Raw genomic sequence first — 20,474 nt, forward strand, 5'->3', positions numbered from 1 at the left:
CCAATTGATCCAGCACATCGGCGCGGCCTCGGCCAATTTGCACAACGCCTCCAAGGTCAACAGCGAAGTGGCGCACAACATGAACGAAGCCGCCGGGCGCCAGCGCGAGGCCGTGGAACTGGTGTCCACCGCATTCAACGAAATGGTCGCCACCGCTAACGAAGTCGCGCGCTCCTGCAGCAGCGCGGCAGAGTCGGCGGAGAACGGCCATCGCCGTGTGGCCGAGGGCAAGCAACAGATCGAAGTCACCACCGATAACGTCAACCGCCTGGGCCGCCGTCTGACCGAGTCGTCCGACGCCATGGTCGAACTCGAAGCCGGCAGCCGCAGCATCAACCAGATCATCGGCACCATCCGCGCGATTGCCGAACAGACCAACCTGCTGGCGCTCAACGCCGCCATCGAAGCAGCCCGCGCCGGTGATCAGGGTCGTGGTTTTGCGGTAGTGGCCGATGAAGTACGCGCGCTGGCCAAGCGCACTTCCGACTCCACCGGCGAAATCGAAAACCTGCTGGGCACCCTGGAAAACAAGACCCAGGAAGTCACGCAAAAAATGGGCAGTTGCCTGGACCTGTCACGGGCCAGTGTGTCGTCCATTGAAAGCGCGCGGGACAGCTTTGAAGGCATCCAGTTGTCGGTCAACGAGATCCGCGACCAGAACCTGCAAATCTCCGCCGCCGCCGAGGAACAACACAGCGTGGCCGAAGAAATCAACCGGCATATCCAGCAGATCTACGACGAAGCGCGCCTGGTGGAAAGCCTGGCCAACTCCGCGCAGGACGACTCGGGGCGCTTGTCGAATTTGTCGGATGAGCTCAATGGGTTGGTGGGACGCTTCAAGTCCTGAGGGTTGGCAAGCACATTGATCAACCGCAGCCCAGCGCGGGGCAAGCCCGCTCACCACAGGGTTGTGTGTTGGTCTTTAGGAAGTGTGGAGATGGCCATGCTGCAGTGGCGGCCTCACGGCCAACACCTTTATTGCTGTTGCGAGGCCATCCAACCCAGAAATGTCTGCAGCCGGGTCGTGAAGTTGTCGACTTCGGCTTCAGGATTTCGCGCTTCAAACAGAAAGAACGCCACCTGCGTGATCATCGTCGGATAACGCCTGACGAACAGTGCAACATGCTCTTCGAGTGTCTGTGGCCACGTTGTCGCATCTTCCGAGCGCAACACATGCGTGGCCCGCACCACCTTGCGTGATGCTTCACGCTGCAAGCGCAATCGGTCCTGCTGGGTATCAGCTTGCGCAATACGCGTGAGGTAGCCGGCCAGCACGTGTTCAAAGTCGGCATTCACCGCCACGGCAATGTCGCGGGACGGCCGATACCGCTCGAAATGCAGGGAAAGATCATTGCCCCACAGGCAGCGGCAATGGTGCTTGAGCCAGAAGCCCCAACTGTTGCTGTTGTCAGCCGCTAACACTTGCCCACGACTGCCGATGTCAAAATCGACCTTAATGACGTGCGGGTGCCGTTGCTCCAGCGCCCGGCGAATCGCTTCCAGACGCGCCAGCAGCGGCGCAGTGGGCGGTTCACGCAGCACCAGCGTGAGGTCCAGGTCAGAGACACCGGGCGTGGCGTCTCCCCTTGCGACACTGCCGTACAGATAGAGACTGTCCAGCCCCAAATCATCCGGCGACAGCGAAGCGCAGACATCCTCAAGCAATGCCTGGAACTCAGGCTGCATTGGGTTGTGGGGGACGCTTAGGATATAGCCGTCCGGGTCAATACCCGAGCTGTTCGACGTCATCACGACTGTCTCTTCCAGTGCTCATAAAACGCCAGCGCTGCCACGTTTTTGTCCTTGGATTCCAACATGATGTCGAAGCGCTCCAGAAACTGCAGCGCGTAGTTGTTGGTCCAGCGGTTCCACATCTGCGCGCTGTGGGCGTACAGGTCACGCTTGGAGACCACCTGCAACAGCGCGTCCATTTCCAACTTGTGCTCGGCGTCGAAGCCCAGTTCCTGGAGGACTTCCTGGGGCTGGGAGTAGTGCATCGTCGGCCGCACGCCGCGCCAGCTGTCGATCACGCGAGTGACGCGTTCGCTGCTGGGGTCGATGTACTCGTTTTCGTTGATCCAGCAGTGGTGAATATCGAGCACAACCGGCGCCAGATCGGCGACTTGCAGGCAGTGGTCGAGCCCGTAGGTCTTTTCATCGTTCTCGAAGGTGATGCAGTTGCGCGCCACCTCAGACAAGCGCGACCACACCGCGCGAGTGCCCTCAACCCCCAGGCGTCCGGCGATGTGCACGTTGCACTTGAGGTCCTGGAACTGCCGCCCGTAGCCCATCATGCGGATCATGTCGGCGTGGTATTCGAATTCGGCGAGGCTGTTTTCAACCACGCCGGGGTTTTCCGAACCGAGCACGCAGTATTGGCCAGGGTGGAACGACAGCCGAATATCCGAGGCACGCGCCAGCTCGCCGATGGCGGCGAAACCTTCAATCAATTGGCGCTCGATGGCGGGATCTTTATAGACGTCGGCGACTTTCGGATGGCTGTAGAACGGCAGCAGGTCGCTGCTCAAGCGCAGCATGCGCAAGGTTGGCGGCAGTTGGGCGACATAGGCCAACAGGCGCAATTGCGCTGCCAGATTATGGGTGACCACTTCGACCAATTTTTCGCGGGCGACCTGCGGCGTAACCCCGTCCATCCAGCGCAAGGTGGTCGTGCGGGGGTTGAACGGGCCTTCGATCAGCTTGAGGGCGCTGGGCGACAATAGGCGTTCGGGGTGCTTGTACTGGCATGCGAAGCCAATGCGAGGGTGTGTCATAGAGGCGCCTGGCGAAAGGAAAGTACACGATGATACGGCCTTATGCATGGGCTCTGGCAGCGGGCTCATAATATTTAGACACCAATCACCCTGAACTTTCCGACAAGCGCCGCGCTCATTTCCTATGCGCTGCCCCGCCCAGGGGCGTTGGATAAAAAGGAGCCGCCCCCCCATGACTACCCTCTCCACCTATCGCCCCACGCCAGGTCCGCTGCATGCGACCTTGCTCGCCGGCACCGTGCCGCTGTTTCTTGGCGCGTTGCTCAGTGACATCGCCTACACCCAGACCTACCAGATCCAGTGGGCGAACTTCGCCTCCTGGCTGATCGCCGGTGCGTTGGTATTCGGTGGTTTTGCGCTGCTGTTTGCACTGGTCAACCTGCTGCGCGCCGAGCGTAAGGCCGGGCAACCTACTCGGTATGTCCTGCTGTTGTTGGCCACCTGGATACTCGGTCTGGTCAACGCGTTCCAACACGCCAAGGACGCTTACGCCTCCATGCCGACCGGCCTGGTGTTGTCGGCGATCGTGATGCTGCTGACGCTGGCAGCGACCTGGACCGGCCTGCGTTCGGGAGGTGTGAAATGAAAACGTCCAGCACATTGACCCTGTTGAGTGCCGCCCTGCTGTTAAGCGCCTGCGGTGGCGAAGGCGATAAAACCCAGGCCCGCGGCCCTGATCCCAAATTGCCGGAACAACAAAGCAGCCTGCTGCCGAGCATGAAGATCGCCGAGCCCGCGCCATGGGGCGATCAGAAACCCAAAGTGCCCGAAGGCTACAGCGTCACGGCCATCGCCACCGACCTGGCCATCCCGCGCCAGACCCTGGTGCTGCCCAACGGTGACATCCTCGTCGCCGAAGGCCGTGGCGGCAGTGCGGCCAAGCTCAAGCCCAAGGATGTGATCGCCAGCCTGATCAAGGCCGAGGGCAACACCAAGGTCAAGAGCGGCAACCGCCTGACCCTGCTGCGCGATGCCGACGGTGACGGCACCTACGAGCTGAAAACCGTGTTCGCCGACAACCTCAACGCGCCCTATGGCCTGGCATTTGCGGACGGCAAGCTCTACGTCGCCAATCAAGATGCGCTGGTGCGTTTCGACTACACCGACGGCCAGACCAAGGCCAGCGGTGCGCCGGTCAAAGTCACCGACCTGCCGGCACAGATCAACCACCACTGGACCAAGTCCCTGGCCGTGAGTGCCGACGGGCGCCAGCTGTATGTGGGCATCGGCTCCAACAGCAACGTCACCGAACGCGGCATGGAAGTGGAGATCGATCGCGCCATGGTCTGGCAGATCGACGCCGCCACCGGCGCGCACAAGCCCTACGCGACCGGGCTGCGCAATCCCACGGCGCTGACCATCCAACCCGACTCCGGGCAACTGTGGACAGTGGTCAATGAACGCGATGAACTCGGCCCCGACCTCGTGCCGGACTACCTGACCTCGGTGCGTGAAGGTGCCTTCTACGGTTGGCCCTACAGCTACTGGGGCCAGAACGTCGACCCGCGCGCACAACCACAGAACCCGGCCAAAGTCGCTGCTGCGATCAAGCCGGACTACAGCTTGGGCTCTCACGTGGCGGCACTTGGTGTGGACTTTTCCATCCCGGCCATGGGCGAAAAATTCGCCGACGGCGTGTTCGTCGGCGAGCACGGCAGTTGGAACCGTGAGAATCCGGTGGGCTACAAGGTGATCTTTGTGCCGTTCAGCAATGGCAAACCGGCGGGTGAGCCGATTGACTTCGCCACCGGCTTCCGTGGCGACGACGGCAAGACCCGCGGCCGCCCGGTGGGCGTGACGGTGGACCCCAAAGGTGCGCTGATCATTGCGGATGACTTGGCCAACACGGTGTGGCGCGTGACGCGTAACCAATAACAGCGCATTGAGTGTGCGACAGCTGGTCAGCCGTCAGCTGTCGCCCTTTAATTGCTCCTGCAACCAGCCCAACAACGCCGCGATCTCTGGGCGGTCGCCCGCGCCTTGATGACGATAAATCGAAATCGCCTCGGGTAAATGCACGCTCTCCACACAGGGTCTGACCAGCGCCCCACTCTCGATCAGCCTGCTTGCCGTACGGCGCCAGCCCATGGCAACTCCATGCCCTTCCACCGCTGCCTGCAACATCAATGGATAACTGTCGAATGTGGCACTGCGCGCATTGACGGCCACTGTCTGCCCGAATACCTGCAACCAACTGTCCCACTCCATCAAGTGCGGAGGCTGGGAGCTGTGGTGCAAAAAAGTGGCCGACTGTAATTCGGTGAGCGACAGCGGTTGTCGCGCATCGAAGTAGGCCGGGCTGCACACCGGGAACACTTCGTCAGCAGCGGTGAACATCAAGGGATGTGCGCCACTGGGTCGCCGCGAACTTTGCAGAGCAACGTCGAAGTGCGCATTGAACTCCGTCAGCGGCCGGGTTGAGGTCACGACCTGGATATCGAGATGCGGGTATTGCTGGTGGAAACTCGACAGACGCGGCATCAACCAATAAAACGCCTCGCACAGTTGGCAGAGCAGCACCACCCGGTCGCTGCGTTGCGCGGCGCGCAAGAGGGCTGCGCTGTCACCGATGCTGTGCAATGCGTCGCTAACCACCCGCGCCAGGTCACGCCCTTCTGGCGTAAGGGATACCGCGCGGTTGCGCCGGTAAAACAGCTTCACCCCGAGGTTGTCTTCAAGCCCACGAATCTGTCGGCTGACAGCCGCCTGTGTGATGTGCAATTCATCCGCCGCCCTGGAGAAACTGCACAGGCGCGCCGCTGCTTCAAAGGGCAACAAGCTGGCAAGAGGCGGCAAGGTTTTACCGAGCGTATTCATAATCTGAAGTTATGCATTCAGGGCCGAGAACTCGTTTGTAGCACAGCCTCGCGGCTAGGCACCATGGATCTCTCGCCTGATGGATAACCCTGATGACCTTACCGAAGAGCTCGATATTTGTTGGCGTAACCCTGGCGGTCATCTCGACCCTGGGCTGGGCGCTGAACTTCATCACGCCTTACGTCAGTGGCGAATACACCCTCTACGACCTGATGGTGGTGCGTTTTTTGATCGCGGGCGCGCTGGGTGTATTGGGCGTGATTCTGTGGCGGGCGCACCTGTGTTTGTTGCGGCCTGGCCAGCTCTGCCTAGCCGCAGCCCTCGGCGCCTTGGGCTGCCTGGGATACGGCGCGTGCATCGCTGCGGGAGTCATGTTCGGCGGCCCGGTGCTGACGCCGACGCTGGTGGGGATGGTCCCCGTGTTGCTGGCTCTGCTCGGCAACGCCAGGGACAAAACCGTGCAGTGGCGCAGGCTGGCGATGCCGTTGACGTGCCTGACCGTGGGGCTGTTGTTGGCCAATCTGAGCAGCCTGCACCAGCCTTCATTGAGCCTTGCTTCCTGGTGGTTGGGGCTGCTGTTTTCGTTGAGCGCGGTTGGCTTGTGGATAGGCTTCAGCGTGATCAATCAAAAGCAATTGATGCACCTTCCCGCGTCGAGCATTGGACTCTGGAGCGCGTTGATGCTGCTCGGTGCAGGCACCGCCACACTGGGGTTGCTGCCGCTGATACAGAGCTTCGGCCTGCTCAAGCTTCCGACGTTGGGCCTTGGGCTCTCCCGCGCTGGGCCGCTGTATGCCTGGAGCCTGATCATCGCGCTGATGTCGACCGTGGTCGGTGCCTGGGCCTGGAACGCCGCAACACAGCGCTTGCCTATGGTATTGAGCGGCCAATTGATCGCCCTTGAATCACTCTTCGCCACCCTGCTCGGCCTGGGGTTTCACGGGCGCTGGCCAACGCCGATGGAAACCGCAGGCTTGGCCGCTGTGCTAACCGGTGTGGTGATGGCGGTGCGGATCATCCTGACCAGGGCAGACCCCGCAAGCACCTGCGGGGGTGCTGAACGGGTGTGAGGCGCAAGTGCACCTCGCGACCTGTGGTTTTCACAGGTCGGTGATTTCCTTGTGACGCGGTACCAGGGTCTTCATCACGCTCCACGCCACCAGGTAGGCCAGGGCGCAGATAGCAAACATGATCATGTAGCCGGTGTGGATGTCGTTGATTGACTTGTAATAGTCAAACACCCACCCGCCGATCTTGGTCATCACCACGCCGCCGATCCCACCGGCCATGCCACCGATACCGACCACCGAGGCCACGGTTTTCTGCGGGAACATGTCGGACACGGTAGTGAAGATGTTGCACGACCACGCCTGGTGCGCAGACGCGCCCACGCCGATCAGCAATACCGGCACCCAGAAGCTGATGTAGCCCAAGGGCTGCGCCAACAACACCACCAACGGGAACAGCGCGATCACCAGCATGGCTTTCATGCGGCCGTCGTACGGGGCATCGCCGCGCGCCATAAAGTAGCTGGGGAACCAGCCGCCGCCGATGCTGCCGACCATGGTCATGCTGTACAGCACCGCCAGCGGCATCACGATATCGGCGCCTTTCATGCCGTATTGCGCGGACAGGTAAGTCGGTAGCCAGAACAGGAAGAACCACCACACGCCGTCAGTCATGAACTTGCCAAAGGCAAAGGCCCAGGTCTGGCGGTAGGTCAGCAACTTGAACCAGGAGACTTTCTTTTCGGGCGCGCCAGACGGGGCTTTGGTGAACGGCTGTACGGTCTGGTCACTGCGGATATAGGCCAGTTCTTCGGCCGACAGGCGTTTTTGCTGCTCGGGTTTTTCATACACCGCGGCCCACACCGCCACCCACAGGAAACCGAGCATGCCGATCACCATGAACGCGGCTTCCCACCCCCACATGCCAGCAATCAGCGGCACGCAGATCGGCGCCAGGATTGCGCCGACGTTGGCGCCAGAGTTGAAGATGCCGGTCGCGAAGGAGCGCTCTTTCTTGGGGAAGTATTCGGCAGTGGCTTTGATCGCGATCGGGAAATTACCCGCCTCGCCAATCGCCAGCACCGCTCGGGAGAGCATGAACCCGGCAATCGATACCGGAATCACCGCCAGCCCAATCGCACTGCTGACAGCGGCAATGCCCTCGCCCATCTGCACCGAGAACGCATGCATGACGGCGCCGGTGGACCAAATGGCGATGGCGACCACGTAAGCGGCCTTGGTGCCGATCTTGTCGACAAAGCGCCCAGCAAACAGTATGGAAATCGCATACACGAACTGGAACACCGCCGCGATGTTGGCGTAATCGGTATTGCTCCAGCCAAATTGCGTGGACAACTGCGGTGCCAACAGGCTGAGCACCTGGCGGTCGAGGTAGTTGACGGTGGTGGCGAAAAACAACATCGCACAGATGGTCCAGCGATAGTTGCCTACCGCCTGGCCAACGCGCTGGGCGCTGATGGGCTCGTTCAGATTCATGGCATCACTTTTTATTTTTGTTAGGTAGGACATATGTAACGTCATATGTCGTCGTACAACTGCGACTTTTATATCGAGACCCATGAGCGGTGTCAATCTGAAAGATTGCCGCCTGTCTAGGGGCTACGTAGTTACGAGACGTTTCAGAAAGAGGTGGTTGTAGGATGACAAACGCGTAACACCAGACTCGGTGCCTGACCGGGCACATCGTCGAGGACGCCAATGTGCTGCAGGCCCACCTTTTCCAACACGCGGATCGAGGCGGCGTGATCGGGCCGAACCAGCCCGAACACTTCGGGCAGGTTCAGGGTTTCAAACGCCAGCACCAGCGCATCGCGGGCAAGCTCAGTGGCATAGCCCTGCCCCCAGGCCTCCACGGCAAAACGGTAGCCGAGGTTGATGCGCCGCTCAGTGAGGTAGTTGAGCGGTGCGATACCGCCAAAGCCGATGAGATGCTCTGGGGATTCACGCCGGGCAATCGCCCACCAGCCATAACCGTCGCGCGCCCATTGTGCGAGCCAGTGGTCGAGCAACCGCCGCGCATCGGCAAGGCTTGCCAAGGGACCGGAAGGATTGAACCGGTTGGTCTGTGGGTCGCCGAAGATCGAGAATAATCGAGGCAGATCGTCGGGGGTTGGTGGGCGGTAGATCAGGCGTGAGGTGGGCATTGGGGTGGTTCTCTCAAGGATGTCGCTCTTTTTTGTGGTGAGCGGGCTTGTCGAATCGTCGCACCGCCCGCGCTGGGCTGCGAAGCAGCTCCATCAACGCCAACCCGGTTTTCCAGACAAACCAGGTTGTGTGGTTTTGGGGCTGCTTCGCAGCCCAGCGCGGGGCAAGCCCGCTCACTACAGGGGTAGCGGGGTCGTGAAATAGCGCTTTTCACAGGTAGATCTGCTGCCAGTCGAGAAAAAGTACAGCAACGGGTGAATTTTTTCGTGTCCGCTTGTATCTGAAGTGACAGAGCGGTGCTATCGCAGTGATAGCACCACCCCTGTTCTGTTTTAGAGTGGTTCGCATGAAATTACGTAGAAAAAGCGTCAAACCCATCGGGTTGAAGGACATCACCATCGTCGACGATGCCAAGGTGCGCAAAGCAATTACCGCCGCCGCCCTTGGCAATGCCATGGAATGGTTCGACTTCGGTGTCTACGGGTTTGTCGCCTATGTGCTCGGTAAAGTGTTCTTCCCGGACGCCTCCCCCAGCGTACAAATGATCGCCGCGCTGGGTACGTTCTCCGTGCCTTTCCTGATTCGTCCGCTGGGTGGCCTGTTCTTCGGCGCGCTGGGCGATAAATACGGACGGCAGAAAGTCCTCGCCGCCACCATTGTGATCATGTCCCTGAGCACCTTTGCCATCGGCCTGATTCCCGGCTATGCGTCCATTGGCATCTGGGCGCCGATCCTGTTGCTGCTGTGCAAGATGGCCCAGGGTTTCTCGGTGGGTGGTGAATACACCGGCGCGTCGATCTTCGTCGCCGAATACGCCCCGGACCGCAAGCGCGGCTTCCTCGGTAGCTGGCTGGACTTCGGCTCGATTGCCGGTTTTGTGCTCGGTGCCGGCGTAGTGGTATTGATCTCCAGCGTGCTTGGCGAAGCTGAATTCGAATCGTGGGGCTGGCGCCTGCCGTTCTTCCTGGCTCTGCCTCTGGGCATCATCGGCCTGTATCTGCGCCATGCGCTGGAAGAAACCCCCGCGTTCCAGCAACACATGGACAAGCTCGAACAAGGCGACCGCGAAGGCCTGACCCACGGTCCCAAGGTCTCCTTCAAGGAAGTCGCCACCAAGCATTGGCGCAGCCTGCTGACCTGCATCGGTATCGTCGCGGCCACCAACGTGACGTACTACATGCTGCTCACCTACATGCCGAGCTACCTGTCCCACAACCTGCATTACAAAGAAAACAGCGGCGTGCTGATCATCATCGCGATCATGGTCGGCATGCTGTTCGTGCAACCGTTCATTGGCTTTGTCAGTGACAAGATCGGCCGTAAGCCTTTCATCATCGCGGGCAGTGTTGGCTTGCTGTTTCTGTCGATCCCGGCATTTATGCTGATCACCAGCGGCAAGATCGGCCTGATCTTCGCCGGCCTCTTGATCCTCGCTGTAATCCTGAACTTCTTCATCGGCGTGATGGCTTCGACCTTACCAGCGATGTTCCCCACTCACCTGCGCTATAGCGCGCTGGCCAGTGCGTTCAACGTCTCGGTGCTGATCGCTGGTGTAACACCGACGGCCGTGGCGTGGCTGGTGGAAAGCACCAACGACCTGTTCATGCCCGCCTACTACCTGATGGTGTTTGCCGTGGTCGGCTTGATCACCGGCCTGACGATGAAGGAAACTGCCAACAAGCCTCTGCGTGGCGCGGCACCGGCAGCTTCGGACATGGAAGAAGCCAAGGAGTTGCTGCAGGAACACCACGACAATATCGAGCAGAAGATCGAAGACATCGACGCCGAAATTGCGGAATTGGAAGCTAAGCGCCAGAATCTGGTGCAACAGCACCCGCGAATTAATTAAGACTTGACCGTGCGTGGTGGCCCCGGCCACCACGCCTTTGGAGAGCTCAGCATGCTTCCCAGCTTCACCGCAGCACATTCGCTACTGAGCGCAGACGAACGCGCCGCCATCGCCGAAATAGAAGCCACCACCAGCATTCTGCAGTTGGTCACCCGCCTGACCGGGATGCGCTTTGCCGGCATCGCCAAGTTCACCGACCTGGAATGGGTGGTCTGCTCGGTCCACGACCCTATGGAAATGGGGATCAATGTGGATGACGTGCTTAACCTGGAAACCACCCTGTGCAGCGAGTTCTGCATTAATCCACAGACCTTGTTTATCCCGCAGGTCAGCGCAAACGGCCGCTTCGCTTCACGCCCGGTAGTCAAGCAGTTCGCTATCGAAAGCTACGCCGGCGCGCCGATTTTCCTGCCTGATGGCCGCCTGTTCGGCGCGCTGTGTGCCTTGGATTCACAGGCGATGCTGTTTGACGACCCCAACCTGCCGGAAACCCTGAGCCTGTTTGCCCGACTGATTGGCTGCATCTTTTTCGCTAACTTGACACAGAGTGATCGTTAAATTTCGGCTTGCCGCGTAACCCGGCGATGTCGCGCTTGGGCGGCACGCCAAACAGCCGGCTGTATTCGCGGCTGAACTGCGACGGGCTTTCATAGCCCACTTTGAACGCCGCGCTGGAGACATCCTGATGCTCGTTAAGCATCAACCGGCGCGCCTCGTTCAAACGCAGCCACTTCTGATACTGCAACGGACTCATCGCCGTGAGTTGGCGAAAGTGATGATGGAACGTGGCCGCGCTCATCTGCACCCGCGCCGCCAAGTCTTCCACGCGCAGCACTGCGTCGTAATTGAGTTTGAGCCAGTCAATCGCCTTGGCGATACGGTAGCCCTGCCCGTCCACTGAACAAATCTGCCGCAGTCGTCCAGCCTGGTCGCTTTGCAATAAGCGGTAGTGGATCTCGCGCTGGATCAGTGGTGCGAGTACCGGGATCGCCTCGGGCTCATCGAGCAACGCCACCAGCCGCGCAAACGACGCCAGCATGCCGTCGGTGACAACCCCGATGCCGACCCCTTTGAGCACTGAACGCTCGCGCTTGGGCGGCAGCTCACTCTGGGCGATCAGCTCGGCCAATATGCGCAGGTCCAGCTTAAAGGTCAGCCCCAGGCACGGCCGCGTGGGGCTCGCCTGCAGCACTTCGGAATTGGCAGGAATGTCCAGCGATGTCACCAGGAAGCGTGACGTGTCATACGGATACCCCTCGCCGCCCACCCACAGCTGCTTCTGCCCCTGGGCCACCAGCACAATGCTCGGTTCGACCATGCACACCACCGGCGTGCACGGCTGCTCACGCCGATAGAACCCCAGGCCCGGGATCGGCATGGGGCAGTCCCCAGGCGCAGCGATGCGCGATGCAATGGCGTGGACCAGCGCGTCCAGATTGTTCTTCATAACCTGCCCTTTTTGTTGATCCGCGAACTCTACCCCGCGCAGTCCACGGCGTCCCCCGTAAACCCCCAGACTCAGAGCATCAGGCAGGTAATCCAGCGGAACGCACTACAGACGCCACCGCCACACCGGGAAAATGTGCGGACCAACCCTTTCAAGGATCCGCCCATGAAACGCCTCTTGCTTGCCCTTGGTTTGCTGGTGACGTCTTTAACTGCTCTGGGAGCCGATATGTCCAACAGTGCTGACAACTTCTACACAAGCGACAAGGTGACGGTCGAAAAGGTCACCTTCAACAACCAATACGGCCTGCAGGTTGCCGGCAACCTGTTCGTGCCGAAAAACCTGAGCTCGGGTGCTAAAAGCCCCGCGATTATCGTCGGTCACCCGATGGGTGCCGTCAAAGAACAGAGCGCGAACCTGTACGCCACCAAAATGGCCGAACAGGGCTTCGTCACACTCTCTCTGGACCTGTCGTTCTGGGGCGACAGCGCCGGTACACCGCGCAACGCGGTGCTGCCCGACCTCTACACCGAGGACTTCAGCGCCGCCGTGGACTTCCTCGGCACCCGGCAGATGGTCGACCGTGAACGCATTGGCGTGATCGGTATCTGTGGCAGCGGCAGCTTCGTCATCGCGGCGGCGAAGATCGACCCCCGCCTCAAGGCCATCGCCACCGTCAGCATGTACGACATGGGCGCGGCCAACCGCAACGGCCTCAAGCACGGCGTCACCCTGGAACAACGCCGGCATATCCTGCTGCAAGCGGCCAACCAGCGCTATGTGGAATTCCAGGGCGGCGAGACCCTCTACACCAGCGGCACGCCGCTCAAGCTGACGGGCAACCCGGTGGGGGACGAGTTCTTTGACTTCTACCGCACGCCACGTGGCCAGGTCACGCCTGCCGGTGCGTCGCCGCAGACCACCACCATGCCGACGCTGACCAGCAACGTGAAGTTCATGAACTTCTACCCGTTCAACGACATCGAGACGATCTCTCCGCGTCCGCTGCTGCTGATCAGCGGGGCCAACGCGCACTCCCGCGAGTTCAGCGAAGACGCCTACCAGCGTGCGGCCGAACCGAAGGAATTGCTCATCATCCCGAACGCGGGGCATGTGGACCTGTACGACCGGGTCAATCTGATTCCGTTTGCCCACCTCACCACCTTCTTCAAGAACAACCTCAAGTGATGCCCAATAACCCGAATGCACCGCGCTGGGGCGCGGTGCTCGCTATGTCCCTGGCGGCCTTTACATTAGTCGCCTCGGAGTTCATGCCGGTCAGCCTGCTGACGCCACTGGCGGCCGACCTCAACATCACTCAAGGCCAGGCCGGCCAGGGCATTTCGGTGTCAGGGCTGTTTGCCTTGCTCACCAGCCTGGTGATTGCCGCCGTGGCGGCGCGGGTGGATCGCAAGCGCCTGCTGGTGGCGCTGACACTGCTGATGATCGTGTCCGGAACGGTGGTGGCCTTTGCGCCGAACTACATGGTCTTCATGTTGGGGCGAGCGTTGATCGGCGTTGCCATCGGCGGGTTCTGGTCACTGTCGGCCGCCACCGCCATGCGCTTGGTACCGGACGACCAAGTGCCGCGTGCCCTGGCCATGGTCAACGGCGGCAACGCCCTGGCCACGGTGATTGCTGCACCACTGGGCAGCTTTCTGGGCGGAATGATCGGCTGGCGTGGCGCGTTTTTCTGCGTGGTGCCGGTGGCGGTGATCGCCGTGGTGTGGCTGCTGATCAGCCTGCCGTCGATCAAGTCGCAGGGCGAGGCAAAGACCACCAACGTGCTGCGCCTGATGAAACAGCCGCCTGTGATCATAGGCATGCTGGCGGTCAGTGTGTTTTTCATGGGTCAGTTCATGCTGTTCACCTACCTGCGACCGTTCCTGGAAACCGTCACCCAGGTCAGCGTGTCCCTGTTGTCGCTGATGCTGCTGGTACTGGGCATGGCCGGTCTGGCGGGCACGTTCCTGATCGAGCGTTTTTTGAAGCGCAGCCTGTATCCCACGCTGATTGCCATCCCACTGCTGATGGCGTTGATCGCCCTGGCCTTGGTCGCCTTCGGCAGCTCGACCGGGATGACAACCCTGTTGCTGGGGCTCTGGGGCCTGGTCGCCACCGCCGCCCCCGTGGGTTGGTGGACGTGGCTGGCCAACACCCTGCCCAAGGATGCCGAAGCAGGGGGCGGCCTGATGGTCGCGATCATCCAGTTGGCGATTGCTTCAGGCGCCACGGTGGGCGGTGTGGTGTTTGACTTCAGTGGCTATCGGGCGACATTTGAGTTGAGTGCAGCGCTGCTGTGCGGGGCGGCGTTGCTTGCATGGGCAGCACGCCGCGTCAGTGTTCGCGCACAACACTTGAGCACAGCCTGACGCACTCAATCTTTTCCAAGGGCCGCCGATAACTTGTCATACCCCTGACTTGCAGCGAGGCCCTGCGCTAAATAATGCCCAACTCTCTCGCTCCAATCGTCCGCTCGCTGTCCACCCGCACCAGCCTGTCACTGGCACGCACGTCACTGTTCAATTTCATGGCCTTGCTGGCCGTTGTCTTTGCGGCAGCGGCTTACTCACTGCTTTACATCGCCCATGACCTGGACCGCACCGAGCAGGCCGAAAGCGCGTTCCATACCCGCAAAGCCATACAGTCCATGGAAAAAGCCATGCGGGTGACGGTCAAGGACTACGCGTTCTGGAGCGATGCCTACAAGCACCTGCATGTACAGGTGGACAAGGATTGGGCCTTCGAGCGCGGCAATATCGGGCCCACACTGTTCCAAGACTTCGGTTTTCAGGGCCTGTTTGTGGTCAACGATGCCAATCGCACGGTGTACACCGTGGTCGAAGGCGAACTGCAAACCTTTGAGCTCAGCGAATGGCTCGATCAGCCCCTCACCCAACTGCTCGAACAGGCTCGCGCCGGCGTAGACAACGAAACCCCGGTGAGCACGTTCATCAACGTACGCGGCAGCCCCGCACTGGTGGCTGCCGCAGCCATTACGCCGGGCACCGACCCCACGGTGGTTGCAGACGGTAGGCCAGCCTCGGTGCTGGTCTTTGTCGACATCCTCGACAGCGCCAAATTGGGCCGGATCGGCGATGACTTCGGCGTGGGCAACCTGCACATTGCCACCCCTGAAGACATCGCCAAGGGCGTGTTTTTACCCCTCGGCGACAACGGCAGCGCCGGTAGCCTGTACTGGCAGCCGGAACAGCCCGGCCGACGCCTCATTGGCGTCGGCCTGCCCTTGCTGGGCCTGGCCGCGCTGCTGGTGTGCCTGATGACGTGGGTGATCTTGCGCCGCAGCACTGCCGCCGCCCTGGCGCTGGATGCCAGTCATAGCTCGCTGCAAACCAGCCAGAACGCCTTGGCAACCAGCGAAGCGCGCTTTCGCGATGTGGTAGAAGCCAGTTCCGACTGGGTCTGGGAGATCAACGGCGATTGGCGCTTTACCTACCTCTCGGAGCGTTTCGAAAGCGTAACCGGGCTGACCCGCGACGCCTGGATCGGCGCGGCCATGAATGACCTGCTGGGCACCGAAGACGGGTTGTTGTCACAGTGGCTGTGCACGCCCGGCCGACGCCCGGACCTCAGCGTGCAATGCCTGTATGTGGATGCCCAAGGGCAAGAGCGCACCACCCGGCTATCGGCGCGGAAAATGCCGTGCGGCGGGTTTCGCGGCACCGCCACCGACGTGACTGAAGAAGTCGAGGCGCGCAGACGCATTGAATTTTTGTCCCAGCATGACGCCCTGACCGGGTTGCCCAATCGCACGCGTCTGCAAGCCTTCCTGGACACCAAGCTCAAGACGCTGCCCCTCCTTGAGCAACCCTTGGTCATGCTCAGCCTGGACCTGGACCGATTCAAACCGGTCAATGACTTGCTCGGGCATGCCGCCGGCGACCGGGTGCTCAATGAAGTGTCGAGCCGCCTGACCGACTGCGTGCGTCACGGTGACCTGGTGGCGCGGGTTGGCGGCGATGAATTTGTGCTGATCCTCAGCGATGCCGGCACCCAGGACGACGTCGAAAACTTTTGCAAACGCTTGATCGTCTCCCTTGAGCGCGCGATCCGGATCGATGAGCAGGAAGTGTTTATCAGCGCCAGCATCGGTATTGCGCTGGCGCCCAATGACGCCGGCAACGTCACCGAAATGCTGCGCTACGCGGACATCGCGCTGTACGAGGCCAAGTCCGCCGGGCGCAATACCTGGCGCTTCTACTCCGGCGAGATGAATGCACGAATCATCGAGCGTCGACGCCTGGAAAGCGACCTGCGCTATGGGATCAAACATGGGGAATTGCGCCTGCACTTTCAGCCGCGTTACCGCATAGCCGACGGGCAGATGGTCGGCGCCGAAGCGCTGGTGCGCTGGCAACACCCGGAGCGCGGCCTGATTGCGCCGGACACCTTTATCCCGATTGCCGAAGAGTCCGGCCTGATCCTGTCGCTGAGTGACTGGGTGCTGGAAACCGCCTGTGCCTGTGCCGCCCATTGGCCGGATGCGTTGTTTGTGTCGGTCAACCTGTCGCCGACCGAGTTCAAGCGCGGCAACCTGATGGAGCGCGTGCGTCACGCGTTGCAGGCATCGGGTATCGAACCGGCGCGGGTGGAACTGGAAATCACCGAAAGCGTCATGCTCGAAGACGCCGTCGGTGCGCTGGACGTGATGCGCGCCCTCAAACAACTGGGCATCCGCATCGCCATGGACGACTTTGGCACCGGGTATTCGTCACTGAGCTACCTGCGCGCGTTCCCGTTCGATGGCTTGAAAATAGACCGCAGCTTTCTGACCCGACTGGAAGACAGCGAGGACGACCAAGCCATCATCCATGCCATCGTCGGCCTGGGACGTGCCCTGGCACTCACGGTGACCGCCGAAGGCATCGAAACCGCCGAGCACCTGGCGATGCTCAAGGCCGTGGCCTGTGATGAAGGCCAGGGCTACTTCCTCAGCCGCCCGCTGGATATCGACGCGTTCAACCGGCTGCTGGGCCCGGTTTGAAAAAAAGGCTCGGCGTCTTGCCGAACTGTTTCTTGAACATGCTGGTGAAGGCGCTGGGGCTTTCGTAGCCCAGCTCCAACGCCACGTCGATGATCTTTTCCCCCATCGCCATGCGCTCCAGGGCCAGTAGCAACCGCGCCTGTTGGCGCCATTGGCCGAAGGTCATGGCGGTTTCCTTGCGAAACAGGCGCTGGATGGTTTTCTGATCCAGGCCCAGGCGCTCGCTCCAGTGCGCCACTGTCGAGGCATCGCCCGGATTCTGTTGCAGCGCCAGGCAGATCCGCTGGATACGCGGGTCGGCAGGCTGTGGCAGGGATAACGGCAACGCGGGCAGGATGGCCAGTTCGTCGAGGATCAGGTGCATGATCCGCGCATCCCGCGAGTCTTCGGCATAAGGCGGCTTGAGGCTGACCGAGGCCTTGATCAGCTCGCTCAGCAGCGGCGAGATGCTCACAGCCTTGGTTTCGGTGGGCAGATTGGGGAAGCTGTCGGGGCGCACAAACACGCTGCGCATTTTCAGCGGACCTACGCAGCGCAGGGAATGCACGTGCCCGCAGGGCATCCAGAAGCCGCGATTGGGCGGCACTGTCCATTGGTTCTGCGCCGAATGCACTACCATGACCCCTTCGGTCGCGTAGAGCAGTTGATGCTTCTCGTGGCTGTGGTCGGGGATCACCCAGTTTTCAGGATAGTCGGTGGCCGAACTGATCACGGCCCACTCGCCTTCGTCGATCTCCTGCAGGAATTTATCCAGTGACTTGATCATTTAGCCCTTTTTGCGACAGTTACTGCCCGAATTTCGTGAGACAGACATTTTTACTGAATCTAGCATAAAGCCCGACACAATTTGAAATGGGCCGCCAGCCACGTATTGGCGGCCCCTGTTCGCTGCCTTGTATGGAATGCCTGCATGTCGACACTCACCGCGTCACCCGCCACTGCTACCAGTGCGCCCCAAGCAAGCCCATTAGTTATGCGTATCCTCGGTGCCTGCGCTTTGGCGCACCTGATCAATGACCTGATCCAGGCCGTGCTGCCGTCGATCTACCCCATGCTCAAGGCCAATTACGGACTGACGTTTGCCCAGGTGGGCCTGATCACCCTGACCTTCCAACTGACCGCCTCGCTGCTGCAACCGTGGATCGGCTACCACACTGATCGTCATCCCAAGCCTTGGCTGCTGCCGGCCGGCATGGTGTGCACATTGATCGGCATCCTGATGCTGGCGTTTGTCGGCAGCTTCCCGGCGATCCTGCTGGCGGCGGGTCTGGTGGGCGTAGGCTCGTCGACCTTCCACCCGGAAACCTCCCGCGTGGCGCGCCTGGCTTCCGGCGGACGCTACGGCCTTGCGCAATCGACCTTCCAGGTCGGTGGCAACACCGGCAGCGCCTTCGGCCCGTTGCTGGCAGCGGCGATCATCATTCCCTACGGCCAGGGCAATATCGCCTGGTTCGGTCTGTTCGCGGTGTTCGCGATCCTGGTGCTGTATGGCTTGAGCCGCTGGTACCGCAACCACCTCGCGCTGTTCAAGCTCAAGCAAGGCGGCAAAGCCACCCACGGCTTGTCCAAAGGCCGCGTGACGTTTGCCCTGGTGGTACTGGCAGTGCTGGTGTTCTCCAAGTATTTCTACATGACCAGCCTGACCAGCTACTTCACGTTTTACCTGATTGAAAAATTCCACCTGTCGGTATCGAGTTCCCAGATGTACCTGTTCCTGTTCCTCGGTGCGGTGGCCGTGGGCACCTTCGCGGGCGGCCCGATCGGCGACAAAATCGGCCGCAAGAAAGTCATCTGGTTCTCCATCCTCGGCGCCGCGCCCTTCACCCTGGCCCTGCCCTACGTCGATCTGTTCTGGACCGCCGTGCTCAGTGTGGTGATTGGCTTTATCCTGGCTTCGGCGTTCTCGGCCATTGTGGTGTTTGCCCAAGAACTGGTGCCGGGCAATGTCGGGATGATCGCAGGTGTGTTCTTTGGCCTGATGTTCGGTTTCAGCGGGATTGGCGCGGCGTTGCTCGGTTTGCTCGCGGATAACCACGGCATCGAGTACGTCTACAAACTGTGCTCGTTCCTGCCGCTGGTGGGTATCCTGACGATTCTGCTGCCGTCGACCAAAGGCGTCTGACCCACCGATCATCGGCTGGCTGTGTGCCACTACACAGAATGCTCTGAAAAACCTGCGTGTGCGCTTACAATCCCGGTTTAAACGCACACCAGGCAGACCCAGCAAGAAATGACGCTCGACCCTCCCACGATTTTGGCACTCACCGTTGCCCTGGCAGCCGCTGCCGCCCTTTACCTGCTGGTCGAATGGCGCAGCGTGCGCGAACCCTCGCTGCTGTTGTGGAGCAGCGGTTTCGCCACCATCACCATCGGTTCTCTCCTGGCCCTACTGCGCATTAATGGCTTTTTAGTCATCGGCATCTGGTTCGCCAACGGTTTACTGGTGACCGCACACTTCCTGTTTCTGCTCGGCGTGGCGCGGTTTACCCAAGTACGCGTATCACGCGCCTGGGCCCTGATGCCCGTGATCTGGTTCGCCATGCTCGCGCTGCCAACGGACCAATCATGGTCCAAAGCCATGCTGGCGGTGCAATCGCTGTTGGTCGCCCTGCCCACCCTGCGCGCCAGTTTCCTGCTGCGGCCCCATGGCCGGTCCCTGAGCGTCGGCGCGGTGCAGTTGCGTTTCGTGCTGCTGCTCCACGGGACCTTTTACGTGGCCAAAACGCTGTCAGTGGTCATTCCCGGCACCCTGATCGACCTCGCCGCCTTCAAGGGCGAGATCATCCAGATCTCCCTGGTGGAAGGCGCCATGGCAATCATGCTGATTGCCTTGTCCATGACGGGTTCCGAACGTTACCGCCGCGAACAACAGATCGCCCGCCTCGCCGCCCGCGATCCGCTCACCGCCCTCTACAACCGTCGCGCCCTCGACCTGCGCGCCCCTCGCCTGCTGGCCCAGGTATCTTCGACCCAACCCGGCGCCCTACTGCTGATCGACATCGACAACTTCAAAGGCGTCAACGACCTCCACGGCCACACCGCCGGCGACCGCCTGTTGATCGCATTGAGCGAAATGATCCGCGCCGTCGTGCCCCGAGGCGCACTGGCAGCACGGCTGGGCGGCGATGAGTTTGTGATCCTGCTCAATCCCACGTCGGCTGAGCAGATCGTTGAACTGGGCAGCAACCTGCGCGACCAGTTTCAGCAACTGGCCTCGCAGAGCTTCAGCACCCCGCAACCGGTGACCCTGAGCATTGGCGCCAACCTGTTCGATCAGCCGCCGGAGAGCCTGGCGGCGTTGATTGAGCAAGGGGATACCACGCTGTATGAGTCCAAGCGGGGTGGGCGCGACAGTATCCGGTTGGTGGATCGCAGGGGCGCCACGCCCTACGGTTAGAGATCGTAACTA

Annotated in this window: 18 protein-coding genes; 11 read left to right on the top strand and 7 right to left on the bottom strand. The window is 61.0% G+C overall.

Annotation, left to right across the window (positions count from 1 at the left end; translation table 11 throughout):
- Positions 1-79: 79 nt before the first annotated feature.
- Positions 80-847 carry a methyl-accepting chemotaxis protein gene (locus LRO94_RS28115; protein ID WP_371260683.1) on the top strand — a complete coding sequence of 256 codons (768 nt, stop codon included), beginning with the start codon at positions 80-82 and terminating at the stop codon, positions 845-847.
- Between the two features lie 128 nt (positions 848-975).
- Here the strand turns inward: LRO94_RS28115 and LRO94_RS15710 are convergent, their stop codons facing one another.
- Together LRO94_RS15710 and LRO94_RS15715 are read right to left on the bottom strand one after the other, a co-directional pair.
- Positions 976-1,749, bottom strand: a complete 774-nt coding sequence (locus LRO94_RS15710; protein WP_032885310.1) for a nucleotidyltransferase domain-containing protein — start codon at positions 1,747-1,749, stop codon at positions 976-978.
- On the bottom strand, positions 1,749-2,774 hold the full coding sequence (locus tag LRO94_RS15715) for a UV damage endonuclease UvsE (RefSeq protein ID WP_032885311.1): 1,026 nt from the start codon (positions 2,772-2,774) through the stop codon (positions 1,749-1,751). The genes LRO94_RS15710 and LRO94_RS15715 overlap by 1 nt, the downstream gene beginning before the upstream one ends.
- Positions 2,775-2,946: 172 nt before the next feature.
- Between LRO94_RS15715 and LRO94_RS15720 the strand changes: the two genes are divergently transcribed.
- Together LRO94_RS15720 and LRO94_RS15725 are read left to right on the top strand one after the other, a co-directional pair.
- On the top strand, positions 2,947-3,360 hold the full coding sequence (locus LRO94_RS15720; protein ID WP_032885312.1) for a DUF2231 domain-containing protein: 414 nt from the start codon (positions 2,947-2,949) through the stop codon (positions 3,358-3,360).
- The gene (locus LRO94_RS15725) at positions 3,357-4,649 is read left to right on the top strand and encodes a PQQ-dependent sugar dehydrogenase (RefSeq protein WP_179178901.1); all 1,293 of its coding nucleotides are present in this window, start codon (positions 3,357-3,359) and stop codon (positions 4,647-4,649) included. The genes LRO94_RS15720 and LRO94_RS15725 overlap by 4 nt, the downstream gene beginning before the upstream one ends.
- Positions 4,650-4,682: 33 nt before the next feature.
- Here the strand turns inward: LRO94_RS15725 and LRO94_RS15730 are convergent, their stop codons facing one another.
- Positions 4,683-5,591, bottom strand: a complete 909-nt coding sequence (locus tag LRO94_RS15730; protein WP_179178900.1) for a LysR substrate-binding domain-containing protein — start codon at positions 5,589-5,591, stop codon at positions 4,683-4,685.
- Positions 5,592-5,683: 92 nt separating this feature from the next.
- Between LRO94_RS15730 and LRO94_RS15735 the strand changes: the two genes are divergently transcribed.
- Positions 5,684-6,661 (top strand): DMT family transporter, encoded by a 978-nt coding sequence (locus LRO94_RS15735; RefSeq protein ID WP_179178899.1) that lies wholly within the window; start codon positions 5,684-5,686, stop codon positions 6,659-6,661.
- A gap of 30 nt (positions 6,662-6,691) precedes the next feature.
- On the opposite strand, the gene LRO94_RS15740 is transcribed toward LRO94_RS15735, so the two are convergent.
- Together LRO94_RS15740 and LRO94_RS15745 are read right to left on the bottom strand one after the other, a co-directional pair.
- Positions 6,692-8,095 (bottom strand): MFS transporter, encoded by a 1,404-nt coding sequence (locus tag LRO94_RS15740; protein ID WP_179178898.1) that lies wholly within the window; start codon positions 8,093-8,095, stop codon positions 6,692-6,694.
- A 143-nt stretch (positions 8,096-8,238) separates the two neighbouring features.
- Complete coding sequence (locus LRO94_RS15745) at positions 8,239-8,763, bottom strand: GNAT family N-acetyltransferase (RefSeq protein ID WP_179178897.1); 525 nt, start codon at positions 8,761-8,763, stop codon at positions 8,239-8,241.
- Between the two features lie 347 nt (positions 8,764-9,110).
- On the opposite strand from LRO94_RS15745, the gene proP reads away from it, so the two are divergent.
- Both proP and LRO94_RS15755 read left to right on the top strand, forming a co-directional pair.
- A complete protein-coding gene (proP, locus tag LRO94_RS15750) occupies positions 9,111-10,613 on the top strand; it encodes a glycine betaine/L-proline transporter ProP (RefSeq protein ID WP_179178896.1) in 1,503 nt (500 codons plus the stop codon).
- A gap of 51 nt (positions 10,614-10,664) precedes the next feature.
- Entirely contained in the window at positions 10,665-11,171 is a 507-nt protein-coding gene (locus LRO94_RS15755; RefSeq protein ID WP_099602323.1) for a GAF domain-containing protein, read from the top strand.
- Here the strand turns inward: LRO94_RS15755 and LRO94_RS15760 are convergent.
- The gene (locus tag LRO94_RS15760; protein ID WP_095184611.1) at positions 11,146-12,060 is read right to left on the bottom strand and encodes an AraC family transcriptional regulator; all 915 of its coding nucleotides are present in this window, start codon (positions 12,058-12,060) and stop codon (positions 11,146-11,148) included. The two genes, LRO94_RS15755 and LRO94_RS15760, sit on opposite strands and share 26 nt — an antisense overlap.
- Positions 12,061-12,225: 165 nt before the next feature.
- On the opposite strand from LRO94_RS15760, the gene LRO94_RS15765 reads away from it, so the two are divergent.
- The 3 genes from LRO94_RS15765 (at position 12,226) to LRO94_RS15775 (ending at position 17,065) form a co-directional block, all read left to right on the top strand.
- Positions 12,226-13,248 (top strand): alpha/beta hydrolase, encoded by a 1,023-nt coding sequence (locus LRO94_RS15765; RefSeq protein WP_095184610.1) that lies wholly within the window; start codon positions 12,226-12,228, stop codon positions 13,246-13,248.
- On the top strand, positions 13,248-14,432 hold the full coding sequence (locus LRO94_RS15770; RefSeq protein WP_179180068.1) for an MFS transporter: 1,185 nt from the start codon (positions 13,248-13,250) through the stop codon (positions 14,430-14,432). Before LRO94_RS15765 ends, LRO94_RS15770 begins: the two co-directional genes overlap by 1 nt.
- A gap of 74 nt (positions 14,433-14,506) precedes the next feature.
- The gene (locus LRO94_RS15775; protein WP_179178895.1) at positions 14,507-17,065 is read left to right on the top strand and encodes a bifunctional diguanylate cyclase/phosphodiesterase; all 2,559 of its coding nucleotides are present in this window, start codon (positions 14,507-14,509) and stop codon (positions 17,063-17,065) included.
- Here LRO94_RS15775 and LRO94_RS15780 read toward each other — a convergent pair.
- Positions 17,040-17,831: an AraC family transcriptional regulator gene (locus LRO94_RS15780; RefSeq protein ID WP_032885323.1), complete on the bottom strand. Its 792-nt coding sequence runs from the start codon at positions 17,829-17,831 to the stop codon at positions 17,040-17,042. The two genes, LRO94_RS15775 and LRO94_RS15780, sit on opposite strands and share 26 nt — an antisense overlap.
- A gap of 144 nt (positions 17,832-17,975) precedes the next feature.
- Between LRO94_RS15780 and LRO94_RS15785 the strand changes: the two genes are divergently transcribed.
- Entirely contained in the window at positions 17,976-19,187 is a 1,212-nt protein-coding gene (locus tag LRO94_RS15785; protein ID WP_095184607.1) for an MFS transporter, read from the top strand.
- Positions 19,188-19,295: 108 nt separating this feature from the next.
- Positions 19,296-20,462 (top strand): GGDEF domain-containing protein, encoded by a 1,167-nt coding sequence (locus LRO94_RS15790; RefSeq protein WP_179178894.1) that lies wholly within the window; start codon positions 19,296-19,298, stop codon positions 20,460-20,462.
- Positions 20,463-20,474: the final 12 nt, after the last annotated feature.

The sequence above is a fragment of the Pseudomonas sivasensis genome, assembly GCF_021391435.1.
GTDB classification, from domain to species: Bacteria; Pseudomonadota; Gammaproteobacteria; order Pseudomonadales; family Pseudomonadaceae; genus Aquipseudomonas; species Aquipseudomonas sivasensis.

Bases quoted from the DNA above. Each gene is read 5' to 3' on its own strand.
- LRO94_RS28115 (WP_371260683.1), top strand. From the start codon at position 80: ATGAACGAAGCCGCCGGGCGCCAGCGCGAGGCCGTGGAACTGGTGTCC.
- LRO94_RS15710 (WP_032885310.1), bottom strand. From the start codon at position 1,749: ATGACGTCGAACAGCTCGGGTATTGACCCGGACGGCTATATCCTAAGC.
- LRO94_RS15715 (WP_032885311.1), bottom strand. From the start codon at position 2,774: ATGACACACCCTCGCATTGGCTTCGCATGCCAGTACAAGCACCCCGAA.
- LRO94_RS15720 (WP_032885312.1), top strand. From the start codon at position 2,947: ATGACTACCCTCTCCACCTATCGCCCCACGCCAGGTCCGCTGCATGCG.
- LRO94_RS15725 (WP_179178901.1), top strand. From the start codon at position 3,357: ATGAAAACGTCCAGCACATTGACCCTGTTGAGTGCCGCCCTGCTGTTA.
- LRO94_RS15730 (WP_179178900.1), bottom strand. From the start codon at position 5,591: ATGAATACGCTCGGTAAAACCTTGCCGCCTCTTGCCAGCTTGTTGCCC.
- LRO94_RS15735 (WP_179178899.1), top strand. From the start codon at position 5,684: ATGACCTTACCGAAGAGCTCGATATTTGTTGGCGTAACCCTGGCGGTC.
- LRO94_RS15740 (WP_179178898.1), bottom strand. From the start codon at position 8,095: ATGAATCTGAACGAGCCCATCAGCGCCCAGCGCGTTGGCCAGGCGGTA.
- LRO94_RS15745 (WP_179178897.1), bottom strand. From the start codon at position 8,763: ATGCCCACCTCACGCCTGATCTACCGCCCACCAACCCCCGACGATCTG.
- proP (WP_179178896.1), top strand. From the start codon at position 9,111: ATGAAATTACGTAGAAAAAGCGTCAAACCCATCGGGTTGAAGGACATC.
- LRO94_RS15755 (WP_099602323.1), top strand. From the start codon at position 10,665: ATGCTTCCCAGCTTCACCGCAGCACATTCGCTACTGAGCGCAGACGAA.
- LRO94_RS15760 (WP_095184611.1), bottom strand. From the start codon at position 12,060: ATGAAGAACAATCTGGACGCGCTGGTCCACGCCATTGCATCGCGCATC.
- LRO94_RS15765 (WP_095184610.1), top strand. From the start codon at position 12,226: ATGAAACGCCTCTTGCTTGCCCTTGGTTTGCTGGTGACGTCTTTAACT.
- LRO94_RS15770 (WP_179180068.1), top strand. From the start codon at position 13,248: ATGCCCAATAACCCGAATGCACCGCGCTGGGGCGCGGTGCTCGCTATG.
- LRO94_RS15775 (WP_179178895.1), top strand. From the start codon at position 14,507: ATGCCCAACTCTCTCGCTCCAATCGTCCGCTCGCTGTCCACCCGCACC.
- LRO94_RS15780 (WP_032885323.1), bottom strand. From the start codon at position 17,831: ATGATCAAGTCACTGGATAAATTCCTGCAGGAGATCGACGAAGGCGAG.
- LRO94_RS15785 (WP_095184607.1), top strand. From the start codon at position 17,976: ATGTCGACACTCACCGCGTCACCCGCCACTGCTACCAGTGCGCCCCAA.
- LRO94_RS15790 (WP_179178894.1), top strand. From the start codon at position 19,296: ATGACGCTCGACCCTCCCACGATTTTGGCACTCACCGTTGCCCTGGCA.